11 protein-coding genes are annotated in these 17563 nt (G+C 64.2%); 2 read left to right on the forward strand and 9 right to left on the reverse strand.

Translation table 11 applies throughout. From position 1 onward, the window contains the following. Positions 1-563 precede the first annotated feature (563 nt). The gene (gene rpoD / locus P0D96_RS42410; RefSeq protein WP_132383981.1) at positions 564-2561 is read left to right on the forward strand and encodes an RNA polymerase sigma factor RpoD; all 1998 of its coding nucleotides are present in this window, start codon (positions 564-566) and stop codon (positions 2559-2561) included. A 57-nt stretch (positions 2562-2618) separates the two neighbouring features. Here rpoD and P0D96_RS42415 read toward each other — a convergent pair whose 3' ends face one another. Then, on the reverse strand, positions 2619-3005 hold the full coding sequence (locus P0D96_RS42415; RefSeq protein ID WP_408292509.1) for a hypothetical protein: 387 nt from the start codon (positions 3003-3005) through the stop codon (positions 2619-2621). Between the two features lie 515 nt (positions 3006-3520). On the opposite strand from P0D96_RS42415, the gene P0D96_RS42420 reads away from it, so the two are divergent. Continuing rightward, positions 3521-3997: a PRC-barrel domain-containing protein gene (locus P0D96_RS42420; protein WP_408319835.1), complete on the forward strand. Its 477-nt coding sequence runs from the start codon at positions 3521-3523 to the stop codon at positions 3995-3997. A 382-nt stretch (positions 3998-4379) separates the two neighbouring features. Here the strand turns inward: P0D96_RS42420 and P0D96_RS42425 are convergent, their stop codons facing one another. The 8 genes from P0D96_RS42425 to P0D96_RS42460 all read right to left on the reverse strand — a co-directional run bounded on the left by P0D96_RS42425 (position 4380) and on the right by P0D96_RS42460 (position 17494). Further along, positions 4380-5267: a M48 family metallopeptidase gene (locus P0D96_RS42425; RefSeq protein WP_408319837.1), complete on the reverse strand. Its 888-nt coding sequence runs from the start codon at positions 5265-5267 to the stop codon at positions 4380-4382. Between the two features lie 13 nt (positions 5268-5280). Further along, on the reverse strand, positions 5281-6387 hold the full coding sequence (locus tag P0D96_RS42430; protein ID WP_408319838.1) for a YjgN family protein: 1107 nt from the start codon (positions 6385-6387) through the stop codon (positions 5281-5283). Positions 6388-6677: 290 nt separating this feature from the next. After that, a complete protein-coding gene (locus tag P0D96_RS42435; protein WP_408178614.1) occupies positions 6678-7493 on the reverse strand; it encodes a YfaP family protein in 816 nt (271 codons plus the stop codon). 21 nt (positions 7494-7514) lie between these two features. Beyond that, on the reverse strand, positions 7515-8321 hold the full coding sequence (locus P0D96_RS42440; protein WP_408319865.1) for a YfaP family protein: 807 nt from the start codon (positions 8319-8321) through the stop codon (positions 7515-7517). Between the two features lie 80 nt (positions 8322-8401). Next, positions 8402-10177, reverse strand: a complete 1776-nt coding sequence (locus tag P0D96_RS42445; protein WP_408319840.1) for a DUF2300 domain-containing protein — start codon at positions 10175-10177, stop codon at positions 8402-8404. A gap of 16 nt (positions 10178-10193) precedes the next feature. Then, complete coding sequence (locus P0D96_RS42450; RefSeq protein ID WP_408319842.1) at positions 10194-15011, reverse strand: alpha-2-macroglobulin family protein; 4818 nt, start codon at positions 15009-15011, stop codon at positions 10194-10196. Beyond that, complete coding sequence (locus P0D96_RS42455; protein ID WP_408292524.1) at positions 15008-15664, reverse strand: DUF1175 domain-containing protein; 657 nt, start codon at positions 15662-15664, stop codon at positions 15008-15010. The genes P0D96_RS42450 and P0D96_RS42455 overlap by 4 nt, the downstream gene beginning before the upstream one ends. Before the next feature lie 45 nt (positions 15665-15709). Beyond that, positions 15710-17494: a DUF2138 domain-containing protein gene (locus tag P0D96_RS42460; protein ID WP_408319844.1), complete on the reverse strand. Its 1785-nt coding sequence runs from the start codon at positions 17492-17494 to the stop codon at positions 15710-15712. Positions 17495-17563 lie beyond the last annotated feature (69 nt).

A 17563-nucleotide genomic window follows, 5' to 3' on the forward strand; every position in this document is an offset into this window, starting at 1 on the left:
TCGCGCGTCGTCAACATCACAACCACCCGGCACCGCTTCGTTCTGCGTCGCTGCATCAGCAGCAGAGAAACGAGATTATGGAGAACGACTGACACGTCGTCAACCCCCTTTTGTGAATTTTCTTTTGACCAGACGCCGATCGACGCCAGAAACAGGCGTCCCCTATATATATAGGGAGAGTGGTGCAAACGCGACCCCGTCGTGTCAGGACGACCGAACTCCTCTATAGTGAGAAGCTTGAAATCAGCGAATGTGCACGCACCTAGATGCATCGAACCGGCGACCGCTCTACGCCCGACCAGCGGCCCAAGGACGAACCTGCGACAAACGCGCATGATGAAATGATGTGCACAGGATGAGCGCGAAGCCCCAAGCTCGTATATAATGCGAGCCGCGCGAATTTCGCACATTTCTATCGGCCCGCTTCGAGCGGGCTCATCTTTTTTGCTCCCCAGAGCACAGCCAAACAACCGCGTTGAGTCACTCAGGTGATGTTGAGCCATGCTCGAAACGCCTGACGGTCGCGTCTTGCGTCTCATAGCGAAGCCTCTAGAGGAGAATACGTGAACCCTTTTGATCGCGAAGATTCGCAACACGAAACCGCCGCCTACACCGCCAAAGCCCCCTCGGGCCGTACGGCCAAGGGCAAGGGCGCCGGTAAAGCGATCCCCGTGGCGGCCGAACTGCCGCCGCAGCAAGCCGAAGAACGTCAGCGCCAGATGCGTGCGCTGATCCAGCTGGGTAAGGAGCAAGGTTACCTGACCCACGCGCAGATCAACGACCATCTGCCCGACAACTTCGCGCAAACGGCCGCGATCGACAGCATTGTCAGCGCGTTCAACGACATGGGCGTGCAGGTCTATGAACAGGCCCCGGACGCCGAAACGCTGCTGCTGAACTCGAACGCCCCCGCCGTGGTGTCGGACGATCAGGCGGACGAGGAAACCGAAGTCGCCCTGTCGACCGTCGATTCCGAATTTGGCCGCACGACCGACCCGGTGCGCATGTACATGCGCGAGATGGGCGCGACCGAGCTGCTAACGCGCGCGGGCGAAATCGCGATTGCGAAGCGCATCGAAGACGGCCTGCATGAAATGGTGCAGGCGATTGCCGCTTGCCCGCTCGCGATCTCGGCTATTCTGGCGAGCGCCCAGCAGGTTGCCGACGGCGAGCTGCGCATCGACGAACTGGTCGACGGTCTGAATGAAGACACGCTCGCCGCCGAAGAAGACAGCGCAAGCGCGGACGCATCCGCCGACGTCGACGCGGACACCGACAGCGACGACGAAGAAGACAGCGACGACGACGTCGGCCCGGCCGACTCCTCGGCAGCAGACGAAGCACGCCTGAAGCAACTCACGAGCGACTGCCTCGAAATCTTCGCCCAGGTCGGCATGCTGTCCGACCAGATGAACGCGTCGCATACGCGCGGCGACGTCACCTCGAAGGCGTACCAGCGTGCGCGCGAAGAGATCCAGCAGCACCTCGCGAAGATCCGCTTCACGGCGCGCACGATCGATCGCCTGTGCGGCGACGTGCAGCAACAGGTTGCGCAAGTTCGCGCGATCGAGCGCAACATTCTGCAAATCGTCGTTTCGAAGAGCGGCATGCCGCGCGAGAAGTTCATCGAGTCGTTTGCCGGTCATGAGGCCGACCTCGGCTGGACGGAACGCGCCGCGCGCCCGTCATCGTCGTACGGCGCGGCGCTGGAGCGCCATCTGCCGGCAATTCAGTCCGAACAGCAAAAGCTGATCGAAATCGAAGCAACGGTTTCGCTGCCGCTGAAGCATCTGAAAGAGATCAACCGCCAGATGGTCGCGGCCGAATCGAAGATGCGCAAGGCGAAGAGCGAGATGATCGAGGCGAACCTGCGTCTCGTGATCTCGATCGCGAAGAAGTACGTGAACCGCGGCATGCTGTTCCTCGACCTGATCCAGGAAGGCAACATCGGCCTGATGAAGGCGGTGGACAAGTTCGAATACCGTCGCGGCTGGAAGTTTTCCACGTACGCAACGTGGTGGGTCCGCCAGGCCGTCACGCGCTCGCTCGCCGACCAGGCTCGCACGATCCGCGTGCCGGTGCACATGATCGAAACGATCAACAAGCTGAACCGCATCTCGCGCGAAATCCTGCAGCAGACCGGTCAGGAAGCGCATCCGTCCGTGCTCGCGGAACGCATGGAACTCTCGGAAGAGAAGGTGCGCGGCATTCTGAAGATCGCGAAGCAGCCGGTGTCGATGGAAACGCCGGTCGGTGACGACGGCGATGCCACGCTCGGCGACATGATCGAAGACTCGGCAGCGTCCTCGCCGGCCGACGCAGCGATGCAAGCCGACTTGCGCGCCGCCATCGACGACGCGCTCGACTCGCTGTCGCCGCGCGAAGCCAAGGTGCTTCGTATGCGCTACGGCATCAACACGAAGTCGGACCACACGCTCGAAGAAGTCGGCAAGCAGTTCGACGTGACGCGTGAGCGGATTCGTCAGATCGAGAGCAAGGCCATGCGCAAGCTGATGCATCCGAGCCGCGCTGATCGCCTGAAGTCGTTCCTCGACCGCTAAGCCAGCAATAGCGCTTGTCGTGCATCACGCCCGGCAAGCGCATTCTTTCTCCCTCTCTCAAGCAAGCAGCGAAATGATCCCGCCGATCGTGATGCCCGCTGCCAGCCACCGCCCCGCCGTATAGAACGCGTTGTGCGCTTCCTGAGGCTGATCCGGACGCTCGAGCCCGAGCGTGCCGTACGCAAACGATTTCACCGCTGAGACGCCGGATGCCGGTGTGCCCTGGCTTGCAGAATCGCTGACTGCGTCGCCCTGGCCCGTATTGCCATCTTGAGCCGCCGTCGCCGTCGCCGCGCCTTCCGCGGAGATATGGACGGCGTCATCCTGCGTGGGTGCATCCACCGTCGATGTCAGCATGACGGCGTCGTCCGCTGCGGACGGGCTTTTCGTCGTCACGCGGTCCGGTCCCGGCAGTGTCGACGACAACGCACTGTCGATTTGCATAGCAACCTCCGTTGATTTCGCTTATTCGATGCGCCGGCCGCCGGCCGCTAGCGGCGAATCGAGCACCTATGCAATAGCGCCGCAAACAGCTTGTGGACGACGCACGGCCGGCTACAACACCTATCGACCCCATTGCGTCGAAACTTGAGCTCCGGTAAGAAAGGGTAAGCGCTTTCCTTTGGATCGCTGCGTCCTCGCGCCGCCGGGCTCGGCATCCCACCTCGCGCTGAACAGCCCGACAAGATCCGTTTGCGCAAGCTACGCGCCGAAACGCGGCTTGGCCCATGGCGTCGAGCCGTGGCGTCACCCGCCGCGGTCGCGCAACATTCGCCGGTAACGCTTCCCACAATTGCGCGATTCCAGGTGCGCACCGCCGCATGGCCGAGCAACCCACACCTGCCGGGCGGCAACGGGCGGCGGCAACCGTCAGAAGGCGCTCCCGCGCCAACCATTCCCCAGGTAACAGGCATAGTCGTTGCGCGCTCCCCATGTACGCTTTTTACGAGGAGCACATCATGACCACGTTCGATCCCCAAGTCCCGGCATCCGCCGGCGCACAGGGCGCAAATATTGTTGGAGTCGGCATCGGTGACGGACCCGGACCGGATGTCATGGCGGCATCGACGCTCGATGGAAACAAGGTGATGTCGTCCGACGGCGAACATGTCGGCAAGATCTCCGACATCATGCTCGACGTACGCGGCGGCCGAATCGCTTACGCGGTGCTATCCACCGGCGGCTTTCTAGGCATAGGCGACACGCTTCACGCGATTCCCTGGAGCGCGCTCACGCTCGACACGGACGACAAGTGCTTCGTGCTCGACGCAAGCGCCGAACGCATCAAGAACGCGCCGGGCTTCGATAAGGATAACTGGCCTTCGATGGTGGACATGCAATGGGGCACGTCCGTGCACGAGTACTACAACCGTCCGCCGTATTGGGCGGCCACGCGTGACGTCGTCGAAGAGCGGAGATTGGACTCCGACCTTTGATCGTCAAACGACGTGCATCGAGCCTCACGAGCCGCCTTCTTGCTGAAGGCGTGCTCGCGGTCGAATTTGTCTACAGCATTTGTCCACAGAAACTGTTCGCAAGGCTGTGGACAACCTGCGCATGACTCCTCCAACTCCTTGAACGCATTGGCTTTCATCGCTGCGCTCTCAATGAGTCGCGTGGCTCACGGCTTGCCGCACATCGAGCGGACAGCGGCCCATTCGCTCGGCGTCAACGCGCTGTCACCGAGCGGTGACCCTTGGCTTTGCTTTTGCCGATCGCTCGTCCGCGGATGATCCGAAAGGAATTCCACCGCAGCGCCGGCATTGCCGTTGCGCGTGTCGTTGCGCGTGTCGTTGCGCGTGTCGTTGCGCGTGTCAGTCAGCGCAAAAAACCGGCGAGCCCGTCGCTGCGCAAGCCGCTTGCTTGCAGATAGGCGACGCCGTTCGCATCGGCGAGGCGCTCCATATCGCGGCTATACGACAAACCCACGAGTCGCCCAGCCAGCGACGACACATCGGCGAAGCCGAGATTGATGCCGAGCGTTGCGCTGATCACGCCGATACCAGCGCCGCGAAACAACGCGACCATCGGATCCCGTCGCGCGATATGTCCGGTCTCGTGCGCCATCACGCCGGCGAGTTGATCTGCATTGCCGACTCGCTCGATCAAACCGCGCATGATCACCATGCGTGCGCCAGGCAGCGTCAGCGCATTGATCATCTTGCGGTCGACCACCTCCAGGTGGACCGGTTGCGCGATACCCGCAGCATGAGCGAGCCGCGCTTCGAGTTGCTCTAGCGCGCGCTGTCCCTCTTCACCGCGACACACTTTGTGCTTGCCGACGACGACCGCCTCCACCATCTCGCCGAGCTGGTTTTCGGCGCTGCGCGGCACCAGCGCCGCGCCCACCGCCGGCAGTCGCACGACGAGCACGAACGCGAGCACCAGCGCCACCACGCCGACCATCAGCCAGCCGAGATAGTGCCGCCGCTTCATGCGCCGCGGGATGATCTGCGCCGGCAACGTAGCAGGATCGGTCGACACGCGGCCCGGCTCGCCTTTGCACGACAACGCGACTCGTCCTTCCGGATCGGGTTCGCCGACGACCAGCCGCGCTCGCGGCCACACCGCCAGCTCACCCGCTTCGCCGTCGATGGAGAGAAACGCGTCGCTCCAGCGCAGCGTCACCGCATGAGCAGCGGCACTGCGGCCGTCGTAAAAGCGCGTGCCCGTCGAGTGCGCGCCCTCTGAATCGGAGAAGGTCAATGCCGCCTCAGAATCAGAACGCGCCGCCGTGATCGAGCAGGTTCAGCATGCCCTCGCCGGTACGCGGCGCCGCCTGATCGCTTTGAGCCAGCGTCTGCGGATCGAGCTGACCGGACACTTGCAGCGTATCCGCCGCGAGTCGCATCACGCGATGCAGCACGATCGGCAAACCCAAGCCCAGCGTGAACACGACGATGGCCAGATTGCCGAGGATCATGCCGAGCAGACGCCCCGCGGTGACGCTGCTGCCGAAGCGCAGTTGCGAGCCCAGCGTCGTATTGCCCATGACATGGCGCGTGAGTAGCGCCAGGTAGAAGCACTGAATCAGCAACGCGCCGACGATGAACAGCACGTAAAACAGAAACACCGAGCCGACAGCGGCGAGCGCCGCGGGATCGTTTCCCTTCAGCGGAGCGTGGCCAATCGGCAGCAGCGCCATGAAGCTCTTGAAGAAGATCGCCCCGAGTACGACCAGCAGCGCGACCACGCCGACAAACGTACCGACGAACGCGGCATACAACGCGCGGGCGCGGCCTTCAAAGTGAAACGGCAAGCTGCCGAAACTGCTTGCGTTGATGCGGCGTTCCGCGAGGCGCATCGACACCCACGGCACCAGCTGACCGAGCGTGACGATGCACAGCAGGCCATACAGCAACACATACACGCCGTAGACGAAGGACGAACCGGTCATGCCGCCGCGAATCCCGCACCACTGCGTGCGACTCAGGCGATAACGCTGCGCGCTGAAATACGCGCCCGCCGCGACCACTGCGATCACGACGTAAAGCGCAAGAAACGGCAACGCGCCCAGCAACGCACTTCCCGTAACGGCGCGCAGAACCGCGCTGAGAATGCCCGCGCCGATAACCGCGCCGATCATAATCGCGATCGCCAGCAAAAACCCTTTGAACAATTCACCGCCGGTCCCGGTGTATTCAAACCGCTCACCTTGAAAACGCATGCGCGACCAGATATATCGGCGAGTATTGGTGGTCGCCCAAAATCGATAAATGCCTAACGTGATGATCTGCAGCAGCAGATTTTTGATGAAGATCCCGTACAACTCCCCAATCTTGCCGTCATAGGTCAAGAGCGGCTGCTTCTGGTCGAGTGAATTCATTTTTCTTCTGCCCCATTCGCAAACTGACGTTTTTATGGCCCGCGCTGGCGTATGCGTTGCGGGCTAGCGACGGCCCCGCGCAAAACTGGCTTACCTCGCGCAAGCATTTGAAAACCGGCTGACGAAAAAGCAAGCCGATGAGCGCGATCATTACACGCTTTTGTTGATTTATAAACACTCTTCCTACTTAATGAAAATCTCGCCTTTATTAAGTGAAGGTTTATCAACAAATTAAGCCATTTCGCATCGTCGCACTCAGAAAAATCATAAGCCACTCGCGTCCGCTGCTTTTACGGCAAGACAAACGTTTTCACGAGCGTCAATTCACCTGCCTTGCGCATGGGCACGCGAATCGTTTCGCTCTTTTCGTTCGGCGTATTCTCGTTCGTGATGATGGTCACCTGCGCGACGGTCATATCGGCGCCACTATTACCGCTGCCGTAGTAATTCACATAGACCAGATACGTGCCCTTTAACGGCGCCGCGGACGAGTAAATCTCCGGCCCATAGCCCGTCGTCACGTCGACGTCGAGCGCGCCGCCGTTCGGCGCGACGCGCTCGCCGTACCAGGTGTGCGCGCCGTCGGGCGAGACGACGTGCAGATCCAGATCGGTGCCATCGGTGTCCCACGCGAGCAGCACGCGCAGCTTCGGCTGGGTCTTGCCGCTGTAGGCGTCGTAGAACTGCACGCGCTTGCGGCTGCCGTCCGGCGCGCGCAGTTCGACGCCGTTGCTGCCAGCAGGAAACGCATACGGCCGCGAGAACTTGCCGTCCTCTTCCACGCGCTGCGGCAGCGGCGTGCCGTCGACCACCAGCGTGCCCACCGACGTGCCCTTCTTCTTCGGCGTGTTGCGGATCTGCCCTTCGATCAGCGCGAATTTGGACTGCCCCTCCGGCGTCGACACCGCCACCGCCGGGTAGTGCACGTCCTGCGTATAACGCTCGCTATCGCCACTCGTGTTGCGCCAGCCGTTCAACGGCGCGGCGAAGTCGATGTCGCTCGCGTGCGCCGCCGGCGCTACCAGCAAGCAGGCCAAACTAGCCACGCAGGCCATTGCGAGCCAACCGCGGCTCGCCATCATCCAACCCGTCGTCTCGACCTTCATCGTCACTGCTCCATCCCGCTGTCAGAGTCGCTCGCTTTTCACGAGCATCAGGTCGCCGATCTTGCGCAGCGGCACGACCATCGTTTCACGCCGTTCGTTCGGCGTGTTTTCGTTGAACACCAGCGTCAACGTCGCCGTAATCACGTCGCGATCGTGCGCGGCGGCGTCGAAGTTGTAGCCGGTCGAATCGAAATTGCCCCAGTAATTCAGAAAGAACAGCCACGTGCCATGCTCGGGTGCCGCCGAAGAAAAGATCCCCGGCCCCGCGCCGTCCACCGAATCGACGTCGAAACCGCTGCCGTCTTCAAGCGTCGGGTTGGCGAAGAAGGCATGCAGGCCGCCCGGCGTGATCACATGCAGATCGACCTGCGCATGCGGATCATCCCACGTGACCATCGCGCGCAGCTTCGCCTGCGGCTTGCTACGGTCGGCTTCGTAGAATTGCATGCGCTGGTGCTGTTTGCCGTCGGCGGAAATCAGCTCGATGCTGTTCGAACCCGCGCCGAACGCCCAGGGCCGCGCGAACGAGCCTTCGTCGTCGGTGTAGAGCGGTGCGGGGTTGCCGTTGACGACCAGCGTCGGCGGCTTGCGCGCGTGTTTGTCGATGTGCTTCAGGCGTCCCTCGATCAGCGTGCGATAGCGCTGCGCGCCGCGATCGACCGGTGGCCGCGGATAAGCCGCGACGAAATGCTCGCCCTCGTTCGTCAGCCCGCTGTGACGCCAACCGCCGAACGCGCCGGTCAGATCGGCGAGCGCGCCGTTGGCGTCGGCGGCTTCGGCATTCGGCGCAGCAGTGCAGAGCGCAAACGCAGCCCCGACCGCGGCCAGCGTTACGACGGCGCGAACACGGATGGCGAGCCGCGAAGGCGACCAGCGCAACAAGGATATCGGCGAGCGCGAGACGGTATTCATTGGATCGGATTCTCGGTACGAATCAGCGTGCGCGCGGTGCGCTCGACGAACGTCTCATCGAGCCCACGCGGATGATGCTGGAACGCGAGGTGGATGTATTCATGCGCCAACGCGATACGGTCCTCTTCGGTCTGCAAGCGATACACGTACACGCGATTGCGCTGCGCATCCGCATACGGCCGACCTTCGCGCACGGCGCACACCGCGGGCAGATCGGGCGTTTCGTAGCCCGCCGCGCCGTCCATGCGCCGCGCCCACAACGGCACGTTGCGTTGCAGCCATGCCTGCGCGCCGGCCACCTCGACGCAGTCGCCCGAAAGCGGACTCTGGAACGAAGTCAGCGTCGCTTGCGGCCAGGTGCGCGCGAGAATCGCGTCGAACGTGAGACCGGTTTGCGCGGAGGCCTTCGCGGCCTGCCAGCTCATCTGTCCCGGCGCGGCCTTGTCGTGGTGATACTGAACCGGCACACCGGTCAGCACCAGCGCATCGGTCACATCAGCGACATGGCGCGCGGCGGCCGTCGGCGCGCGTGGCAGGACGCGCTGCGTGCTGCTGCTGTCGTCGATACGGAAACAGCCGTGATCGTGGTTGCCGTGCTGTACGACGTAGGTGCGCGCCGCGACCGCCAACGCCTTCGCCGCTTCCGCCTGGCTCGTGTCGCCTTCGCGCTCGACCACACGGGCCACATAGTCGTTCATGCCGAATCGGCCGACCACTTGCGGCGCGCCGGCCGCATCGCGATCGAGTCGCAGCTCGCCGCGGCTCGTCACCCGCGCCCAATTGCCATTGACGAAGCCGACCCGGAAATCACCGCGCAACGGACCCTCGGACGCAGCGGCCGGTCCTTTATCGCCGAGCACTTCGCGAATCGGATAGCGGCTGAAGAAATCGACCAGCACGCAAGCGCCGTCGTCCGGCACGGTGACCTGCGTAAGCAGTGGGGCGATGCGCGGCGCCGCGGCGGCCAGCACGCGCGCGCTGCCGCCCGGACCACCCAACCATACCGGCGAGCCGTCGGCGAGCCAGCCCGCCGCGCCGCCGATCGAAGCGCCCGGACGCGCCGGGTCCGGCATCGTCCACGTCTTGGCGCGCAGCACGCTGCCGTAAAGCGACACCGTGCCTTCACCGCGTCCGCTGGTCAGCACCGACACCAGCGTGCTCGCCGCCGCTTCGCGCGGCCGGACGGGCATCGCCTGCAAGGCGGCGAGCAGTTCGGTCACCGGCACGCGGCGCGTGGGCGTCATGGCATGCAGATCGCGCAGCCATGCGGGCGCGTGAGCGGCCGTCCAATACTTGCGCCAGTCGGCGGAATCGAGCTGCAGGCGCGCGGGTTCGAAAAAGAGCCCGCATGACCGCACCAACGCATGTTCACGGTCGATGTGACCACCCGTCATGCAGCAATACACTTCTTCCGGATCGCCGCCGTTGCAGGCGTAGTCCGGCGTGGCGATGTTGCGGTCCACCAGATAGCCGTAGACGAACAGCTTCCATACGCTGCCGAGCGGCGTCTCCAGCGTCGCGGGCAAGACACCCGCGCCCTGCGGCGAGAAGCCGACCGCGGCACCGCTGCCGTCGGCTTGCCAAAGCTGGCTCTGGCCGTCGCGCAGCCAGGCGAAGCGCAGCATCTGCGAACCGGACACCGTTTGAGATGAAGTCGCCGCATACGCGAGCGTGCCGTTGCACACACAGCAACCGAACCCGACGCCCACGGCAAGCGCGATCCGCAGCCTGGCGGCCAGACGATCGCGTAGAGGCCGAAGCGTGCGGAACATGGCGGTCTCGTCTCGCTTACTGAATGCGCAACGTCGTCACGCGATCGCTCTTGCCGCCTTCGAACGCCTTCGCGTCCGGCTGATACATGCGGAAGTAGCGCGCGGGCGGCAGCGCGAACGTGCCCGGCAACGCGAAGCGCACCAGTTGCCGCAGCGTGACCGGCCGGTCGAGCAATGGCACGGGCTGGTGATACGCCAGCTCGCCCATCTCATACGACGCAACGCGCTGGAATGGCTGCGGACCGCTGGCACCATCTTTCGCGCCCGGCAGACCGTCGATCGATACGCCCCAGCTCGTCGCCTCGACATTGCCGCCCGGCGGCAGCGGCACGTCGAGCAGACCGTAGTGGTACGCGTTGCCGGAGCGCGGCGTGAGCGTGACTTCGTCGACGTACAGCGCGTTGCTGTCGATCGCGTCGCCCTGCTTCACCAGACGCGCGGTGAATGCCGAGCGGCCCAGCTGGCTCTCGCCGCCTGCTGCTCCCTTCTTCGGATCGACCGCGATCTCGACCGGTTCGAGCTTGTAGAAACGGCGCTCGACGGTGATGTTAAGACGGCTGTCCTCGCTCGTATGACTGCGGAACGAAACCAGCGCGTTGACGTCGGTACGCGAGGTGCCTGCGTCGAGCGTGGTCGGCAGTCCCGCGCCGGTCCACTTGTAGAGCGGCGTGCCGGTCGGCGTCGCGGCGCGTGTCCAGCCCGCGCCTTGCAGCGACGGCAACGACGCGGCCGGCACATCGCCGCCTAGCGCCTTGCGCAACCACAGCAGCGTCAACGCGCGATCGAGCGTCGGATAATCGGCGCTGCTCTTCGCGAGCAAGGCGGATGCATCGACCGCCGCGCCGCCGTCGCCGCCCGACATGACCAGCAGACTTTGCACGAGCGGCGCCGGATCGTTGCTCAACGCGGTACGCGCGGCGCTTGCCGCGGCGTCGAAGCCATCCGGCAATTGCGCGCTCGTGCTGCGCGCCATGCTGGCGATCAGCAGCGTCGCCATCTGCTTGCCGCGCGGCGAATCGGCTTGCGCGAACACGATGCTGTCCGACGCGCCATACGTGCCGCTGCGCGCGGGCGCATTGGCCGTGGCCGCCGCATCGCTCATCAGGTCCGCGGCGACGCCCGACACCGGCGTCGCAACCGGCAAGCCCATCTGCTGCATGAACCACAAAGCCAGCGCACGATGCAGCAGCGGCTCTTTCGCCCCGGCGTCGCGATAGACGTCCATCGCGTGCTGCCAGTTGTCGGCGGGAAGGCTGATGCCGAGGCTGCGGCTCGCGAGCCAGTCCGCGTAATACGCATAGGCCGTGATCAGCGCGCTGCCGCCCGTCGTATCGCCCCACCAGCCGAACGTGCCGCCGACGCCCGCAAGCATCGCCAGACGCTGCCGTTGATTGCGCAGCAGCGCTTCGAGCCCTTGCGTCGAACTCGCGCTATCGTCGTAGCCACGGCCGTGGCCGATCGCATCATGCGCGAGCGCCAGCGGAATTAGACGGCTCGAGGTCTGCTCGGCGCAACCGTACGGATAGTTGATCAGATCGTCGGCGACGCGCATGAACTGGCTTTGCGCGCTGCCGATGAACCGCACGCCGACATCCTGCGCATCTTGCGGCAGATTGAGCGACTTGTTCGAGCCGTCGAGCGCCACCGTGTTCTGATGCAGATCGAGCCACCCGCTCGCGTCGAGATGAAGCGTGGTCTGCAGACGATCGACATCCTTGCCCGCGCTGCGCAGCGTCGCATTGATCACACCATCTTTCAACGCGCCGCTCGGCAGACGCAGATAGTTCGCGCCGCGCTTGAGCGTGACCTTCTGATTGAGCGACAGCCCGCCGCCCTCGACCACCCACTGCGCGTCCATGTCCGCGTCGGTCTGATTGAAGGCGATCATGTCGATAGCCGGCTGATCGTTGACGCGGAAGTGCGACGGTCCGCTCCACTTCAGATACAGCGCCTTGTCCGAACGCACGTAAGCGGTGCGTTGACCGACCATGCCGTCCGGCGCCGCCGCGCGCACCGTGATGCGCCAGCGCGCCAGCGAATCCGGCATCTTGAACGTCATGGTGGCATGGCCGTTGGCGTCGGTTTTCAGACTGCCTTCCCACGCGGCCGTGTCCTGATCGTCACGGCGCGGCCGTTCGAGCACTTTCACGCCGCGCTCGTTGTAGTTCGCTCGTTGCGGTCCACCCGGTGCGCCCTTCAGCGGCGAGCGCGCAAGGTCATAAGTGATGAACGACAGGCTTGACGAAGTCCGCACGTTATTGCGGCGCGGGTGATAGAAGAAGTCGACGATATTCGGCGCGATTTCCGGCTGCAACACGTAGACCATTTCATCGACCACGCTCACCGTCAGATTCGCCGCTTCCGGCTTACCGTTCAACGTGCTGCCGAAATTCAGCGTGACCGTGTCGCCCGGACCGTACACCGGCTTGTCGCTCTTCACGTTCAGTTCGATCTGCGGCTGCGCGACCACAATGCCTGCGTTCTGGAACACGTATTCGCCGGCGTGCACGTACAGCACCGAGAACGTCATGTTCGGCGCAAAGTCTTCGCCCACCTTGATGCGCGCTTTCCATTGCGACGGCGCCACACGCTGCAATTGCAGCCAGTCGCCGCCCGCCGTGAGCAGCGCGCGACGCTCGACGTTGTCGCGTTCGAGCGTGAGCAACGCGTCGTCCACCGGCATCGGGAAGGTGATCAGGGCTTCGGCGGTATCGCCGATCTTGTACTTGTCGCGATCGAACACGATCTCGACGCTGCCCGGAATCGCTTTCAGGCCATCGCCCACGACCCAGTGGCTGGACGCGGCGAGCAGGTTGCCCAGGTCGTCCTTGACCGACAACATGTAGGAGCCCGGTTCGTCGAACGTCACCGGGAATGACAGCTTGCCGCCCGCGCTCGCGCCCTTCAACGCGCCTTCGCCATGCGTTTGCGATTCGAGGCGCGTCCATTCCCATTTCGACGGCGCATGCGACGCCGGATCGACCGCGCCGAGCGCCTGCAGATCGAAGCTGACTGCTTCCTTCGGTTGCGAGAACGATTTGGCGGTGGTCAAACGATAGGGCGTCGCGCCGCGCGCAATCAGCACTTCGCGCGTCACGCGCACCTTGTACGCCGCGCCGTCCTGCGCGAACAGCGTCAACGCATAGCGGCTCGGCTCCTTCGCGGCCGGCAGCGTGAGACTCGCGTTGCCGTCGCTATCCGTCTTCAGTTCCTGTTGTTCGAGCTTGACCGGGAACAGACCCGCGTAACGCAGTTCGCCGTCGACGATCGTCACTTTCTGCGCGCGCAGCGTGACCGAGATCTTGCTGTCGCGCACCGGCTTGCCGTCCGGATAGCGCAACTGGATCTTGCCCTTCAGCGTCTCGCCGGTCGCGTAGTCGGCTTTGTCCATCGACAGGTTCACGTCGAAGTGCGGCTTCACATATTCGGCGACGCGAAATGCGCTGCCGTATACATCGCCGTTGTAGTCGAAGCGCAGCGTGTAGCCGCCGGCGGTGGCGTCGGCGGGCAGTGTGAACGCGGTATCCGCGCCCGTGTCCGACGCGAAATGCACCCTGCTGGTCGCCACCGGCGCGCCGTTCGGATCGAGCACGTCGAGCTTGATATCGGCCTCTGCCGGCGCCGACGATTGCGTCGCGTTCTGGAACGTGCGGCCGATGAACTTCACATGCACCGGATCACCCGGCCGGTACATGGGCCGGTCGGTCACTGCATAGATCTTCGTGTTGTAGATCTCGCTGTCGTAGTAGAAATTCTCGGAGACGAACACGCCGCCTTGCGGATCGGTGCCGAGCACATAGCTGCGCTCGGGGCTCACGTGTTGCAGCACCAGCGCGCCGTCGTTGCCGGTCGTGCCGCTTTGCAGGACGCCCACGCCGTCGGTCCAGTTCACTTCCGTATTGGCCACGGGCTTGCCGTTATCGCGCCGCGTGGTCCACACCAGCATGCCGCTCGATGCCGCTTTCACCACCGCCACCGTGTCCGACACGAACAACAGCGTGTGCGCGCGATAGTTGCCGATCACCGCCTCGACGATATACAGCCCCGGCGGCAGCTTGCCGACCGGAATCATCACGTTGCCCGAACTGGCTTCGATAAAGTTGCTGCTGCTGCCCGCGAGGTTCACGCCCTTGGGCGGTTCGATCACTTTCGCATCCCAGATCGGATAGCGGAAACGCGCGACCATGTCGTAGCCTTTGAGCGGCGCGAATTGCGAGTTCGGCTCGAATTGCGTCGGCTTGCCGGTCTGCTCGCCGAGTTTGAATTGCGGCGCCGCTTCGGTCGCCTTGCTGCGGGTCGCGAACGACAACACACGCTGCCATGCGCGGCGTGCTTCGGTAAACCAGCGGTCCCACAGATACGCGAGCGTGTTCGCCAGCCCTTCGCCCTGATAGTTCGGCGCGACATTCAACCGATGCAGATTCTTTTGCGCCTTCAGAAAGTCCAGCGGCTTCGGCACGCGATACACGACGATGTCCGCGCCGCCAAAAGCCTGCAACGCGTCCTTGAAATCGCGGCCGGGCGCTTCGAGCCGCACCTGCGCCAGTTGATCGCTGCCGAAGCTCGCGTCCGAAAGCAGGAAGAACGGCTGACCGTCGACCTTCTGTGAACTGAAATTGCTCGACGGCGCTGTCTGCAGCGTCGGATTTCCGGCGATGTTGGCATCGGCGGCGGCGGCGCTCGCGGCGTCGTCGTCGGCATGGGCGGCCGGTGCGATGGCGAGCATCATGGCCGCGAGCAAGACCGGGAGCAATGCGGCGAACGTGCATGCCGCGCGACGGCGCGCATTGCCCAACCAAGCACTCGATGGCGTGACGGAAATCATTCGGGTCATGGTGTCAAAAAGTCCAAACGAAACACGCCGACGAAATTCGGATTGCCGTCGAGCGGCTGCCAGCGGGAATCTTTCCATTGCATCAGGTCGGAAACGGCGACGGCGCGCAGACCGGTATCGGTCGGCGTGACGGTGCCTGTGTGATAAGCGATGTAGCGATCCAGCCAGATCATCAGATGCTGGTCGTCGCCCTGGTCGAAGAAAAGCAGATCACCGGGCAACGCCTGGTTCACGTCCTTCGAAACAAAACGGCTATTGCGTTGAATCAGTGCGATCGCCGATGCGTACGCGCCGGTGGAACCGTCGAGCTGGGTCCAGCGGTTGGCGATCGTGCGCTGCGGCGCGGACAGTTGCAGCTCGGGCGGCATGCTGCTGGTATCGGCGAGACTGGTCATGCCGTTGGCGCGCAGCCATTTGGTGTCGTGCGGCCTGAGCGTTTCCCCGACGGCGAAGCGCACGAGACCCGCGCAATCGCGTTGCGTCCAGCGCGGGGTCGGTCCGCGCCGCATCTGCTGGTCGACGATGCGCGCGAACCACGCGCGAAACGCCGCGGATTGTTGCGGTGAGAGTGCGTCGGGGTCAGGGGATGCGGCGGTGGTGGTGAGCGCGTGTGCGTAAGGCGCGAGGCTTGCCAGCGCGCATAGTGAAGCCATGCGCGCGAGCCATGCGCGGCGCGAGGAGACGCGAAGGCGGCGCACTCAGTCGCCCTCAGTGCCGGGCTGATCCGCGGGCGTATCGGCAGCGGCGGTATTCGCACCGGCATCGGCCTTCGCGCGATCGAACCACCACTCCACCGGCACCCAGCCCGTCGAGCCCGGCAGGTCCTGCGGCAGCGTCAGCGAAACCGGCGGGTAATGAGCGAGCGCGTGCAGCTTCGGCACCAGGTGCGTGCGCGATGCGTTGCGGAACACCGCTTCCTGATCCGCCGGCAACGCCGCGCCCGCCTCGCGTTCGATCAGCGCGGCAGCCGACGACGGCGTGAGCGTCAGAATCGTTCGCGGCAGACGTTGCGGCGCGAGCGTATCGGCGAGCGCCGGATAGCGCTTGTCGAGCACCGCGAGCGTATCGTCGACGAGCCGGCCGTCCGGCGAGAAAATCAGATAGCCGTGCGCGAGCGCGAGCGTGATCGGGAAATAGCGTTCCGCCGACAACTGCGACGCGAACGACGCCTTGCTGCTCACCGCCGTGCCCGAACGCGCGCTAACCGGACGCTGCCACACGGTGACATCCGCGCCTTGGTCACGCATGGTGACCGGCAAGCGGCGATAGCCCGATTCGGCGCCGTCGGCTTTGGCCGCCTTCGCTTCATAGGCGCCGATCACGTTGCCGAAAGTCTTGCCGAGCGCGGTCTTCAATGCGGCGATGCCGGCCGCGTCCTGCTGCTTCACGCGCGCGACGAACACCGGCGCGACCAGCGTGGACTTCGCATACCAGCACACCGCCGCGGGACCGGTGAGCTGGTCGCCGATCGCGGCGGCGTTGTCCGCGCCGCCGTCGGTCACCTTGCCCAACAGACCCGAGGCCTCTTTCCAGTCCGCCGGCAAGCTTGTACAGGCCGCCGCATTGGCTGGCAAAGCGCGCCACAGGTCGGCGCCGTTCCATTGCTGCGGCAACTTGCCTGGCTCGATCAGCGCCGAGGTTTGCCAGTTCGCCGCGGCGTTGCCGTTCGGCGAGAAGTCGAAGCGCAGCGCGTCGATACCGGAGAAAAACGCCTGATAACCAAACGACAGGTAATTCGCCGACACCACCAGCCGATGGCCCTTCGGCGCGTCGCCGGACGCGTCGAGCCGATAGGCATGCGCGGCGTCGTCACGGCCCGACGAAAGCATCTCGGACACGGCGTCGGCACGCTCGCTCAGCAAACCGCCCTTGCCGTCGAGCAATACACCGGGTGCGGACAGCACCACCAGGCGGTCCTCTTTGGTGGCGAACAGCAGCGTGCGGCCGACTGCGAGTTTCAATGCATAGACCGGCACGTCGCCGGAGAGCTTCGCCACCTGGCTCAGTTGCGCATCGCTCGTGGCGAGGTTGCCCACGCCTTGCAGCAGCTTGGCGAAGCCGTTGCGATGCATCGACATCACCCAGTAGCCGAGGCGGCCGTCGGGCGAGCGCCACAGCAGCACGTGCGCGGGTTCGTCGAAGACACGGCGGATCAGTTCGTCGCGCCAGTCGAGTTGATGTTCGAACGCGAGACGCCGCAGCGCGCCTTCGGCGGACAGCCGCGTATTGCTCGATTCGTAGTAGTCGACGAAGTCTTGCGTCAGCACGTCGTGCAATAGCGGCACGCGCAGAATGTCGCGCGGCAAACGCGAGAGCGCTTCGCTGTCGATCACCGCGTCAGGGTGATGAATATCGAGGACGACTTCGCTATTCTCGGCAACTTTGCGATGCGCAAATGGACGCCACACCGCCTGAATGATCACGCCGGCCACGATCAGAAGACCGACTACCAGGATTGCAATCTTTTTGCGCGACATCTTCATCTGATTTCTTCTGGTTCGATGCGACGGTATTAACGCGGAGCCTGGTGGATTAAGCCAGCGGGATCAATC

Source organism: Paraburkholderia sp. RL17-347-BIC-D, from assembly GCF_046027915.1.
Lineage (GTDB): Bacteria > Pseudomonadota > Gammaproteobacteria > Burkholderiales > Burkholderiaceae > Paraburkholderia.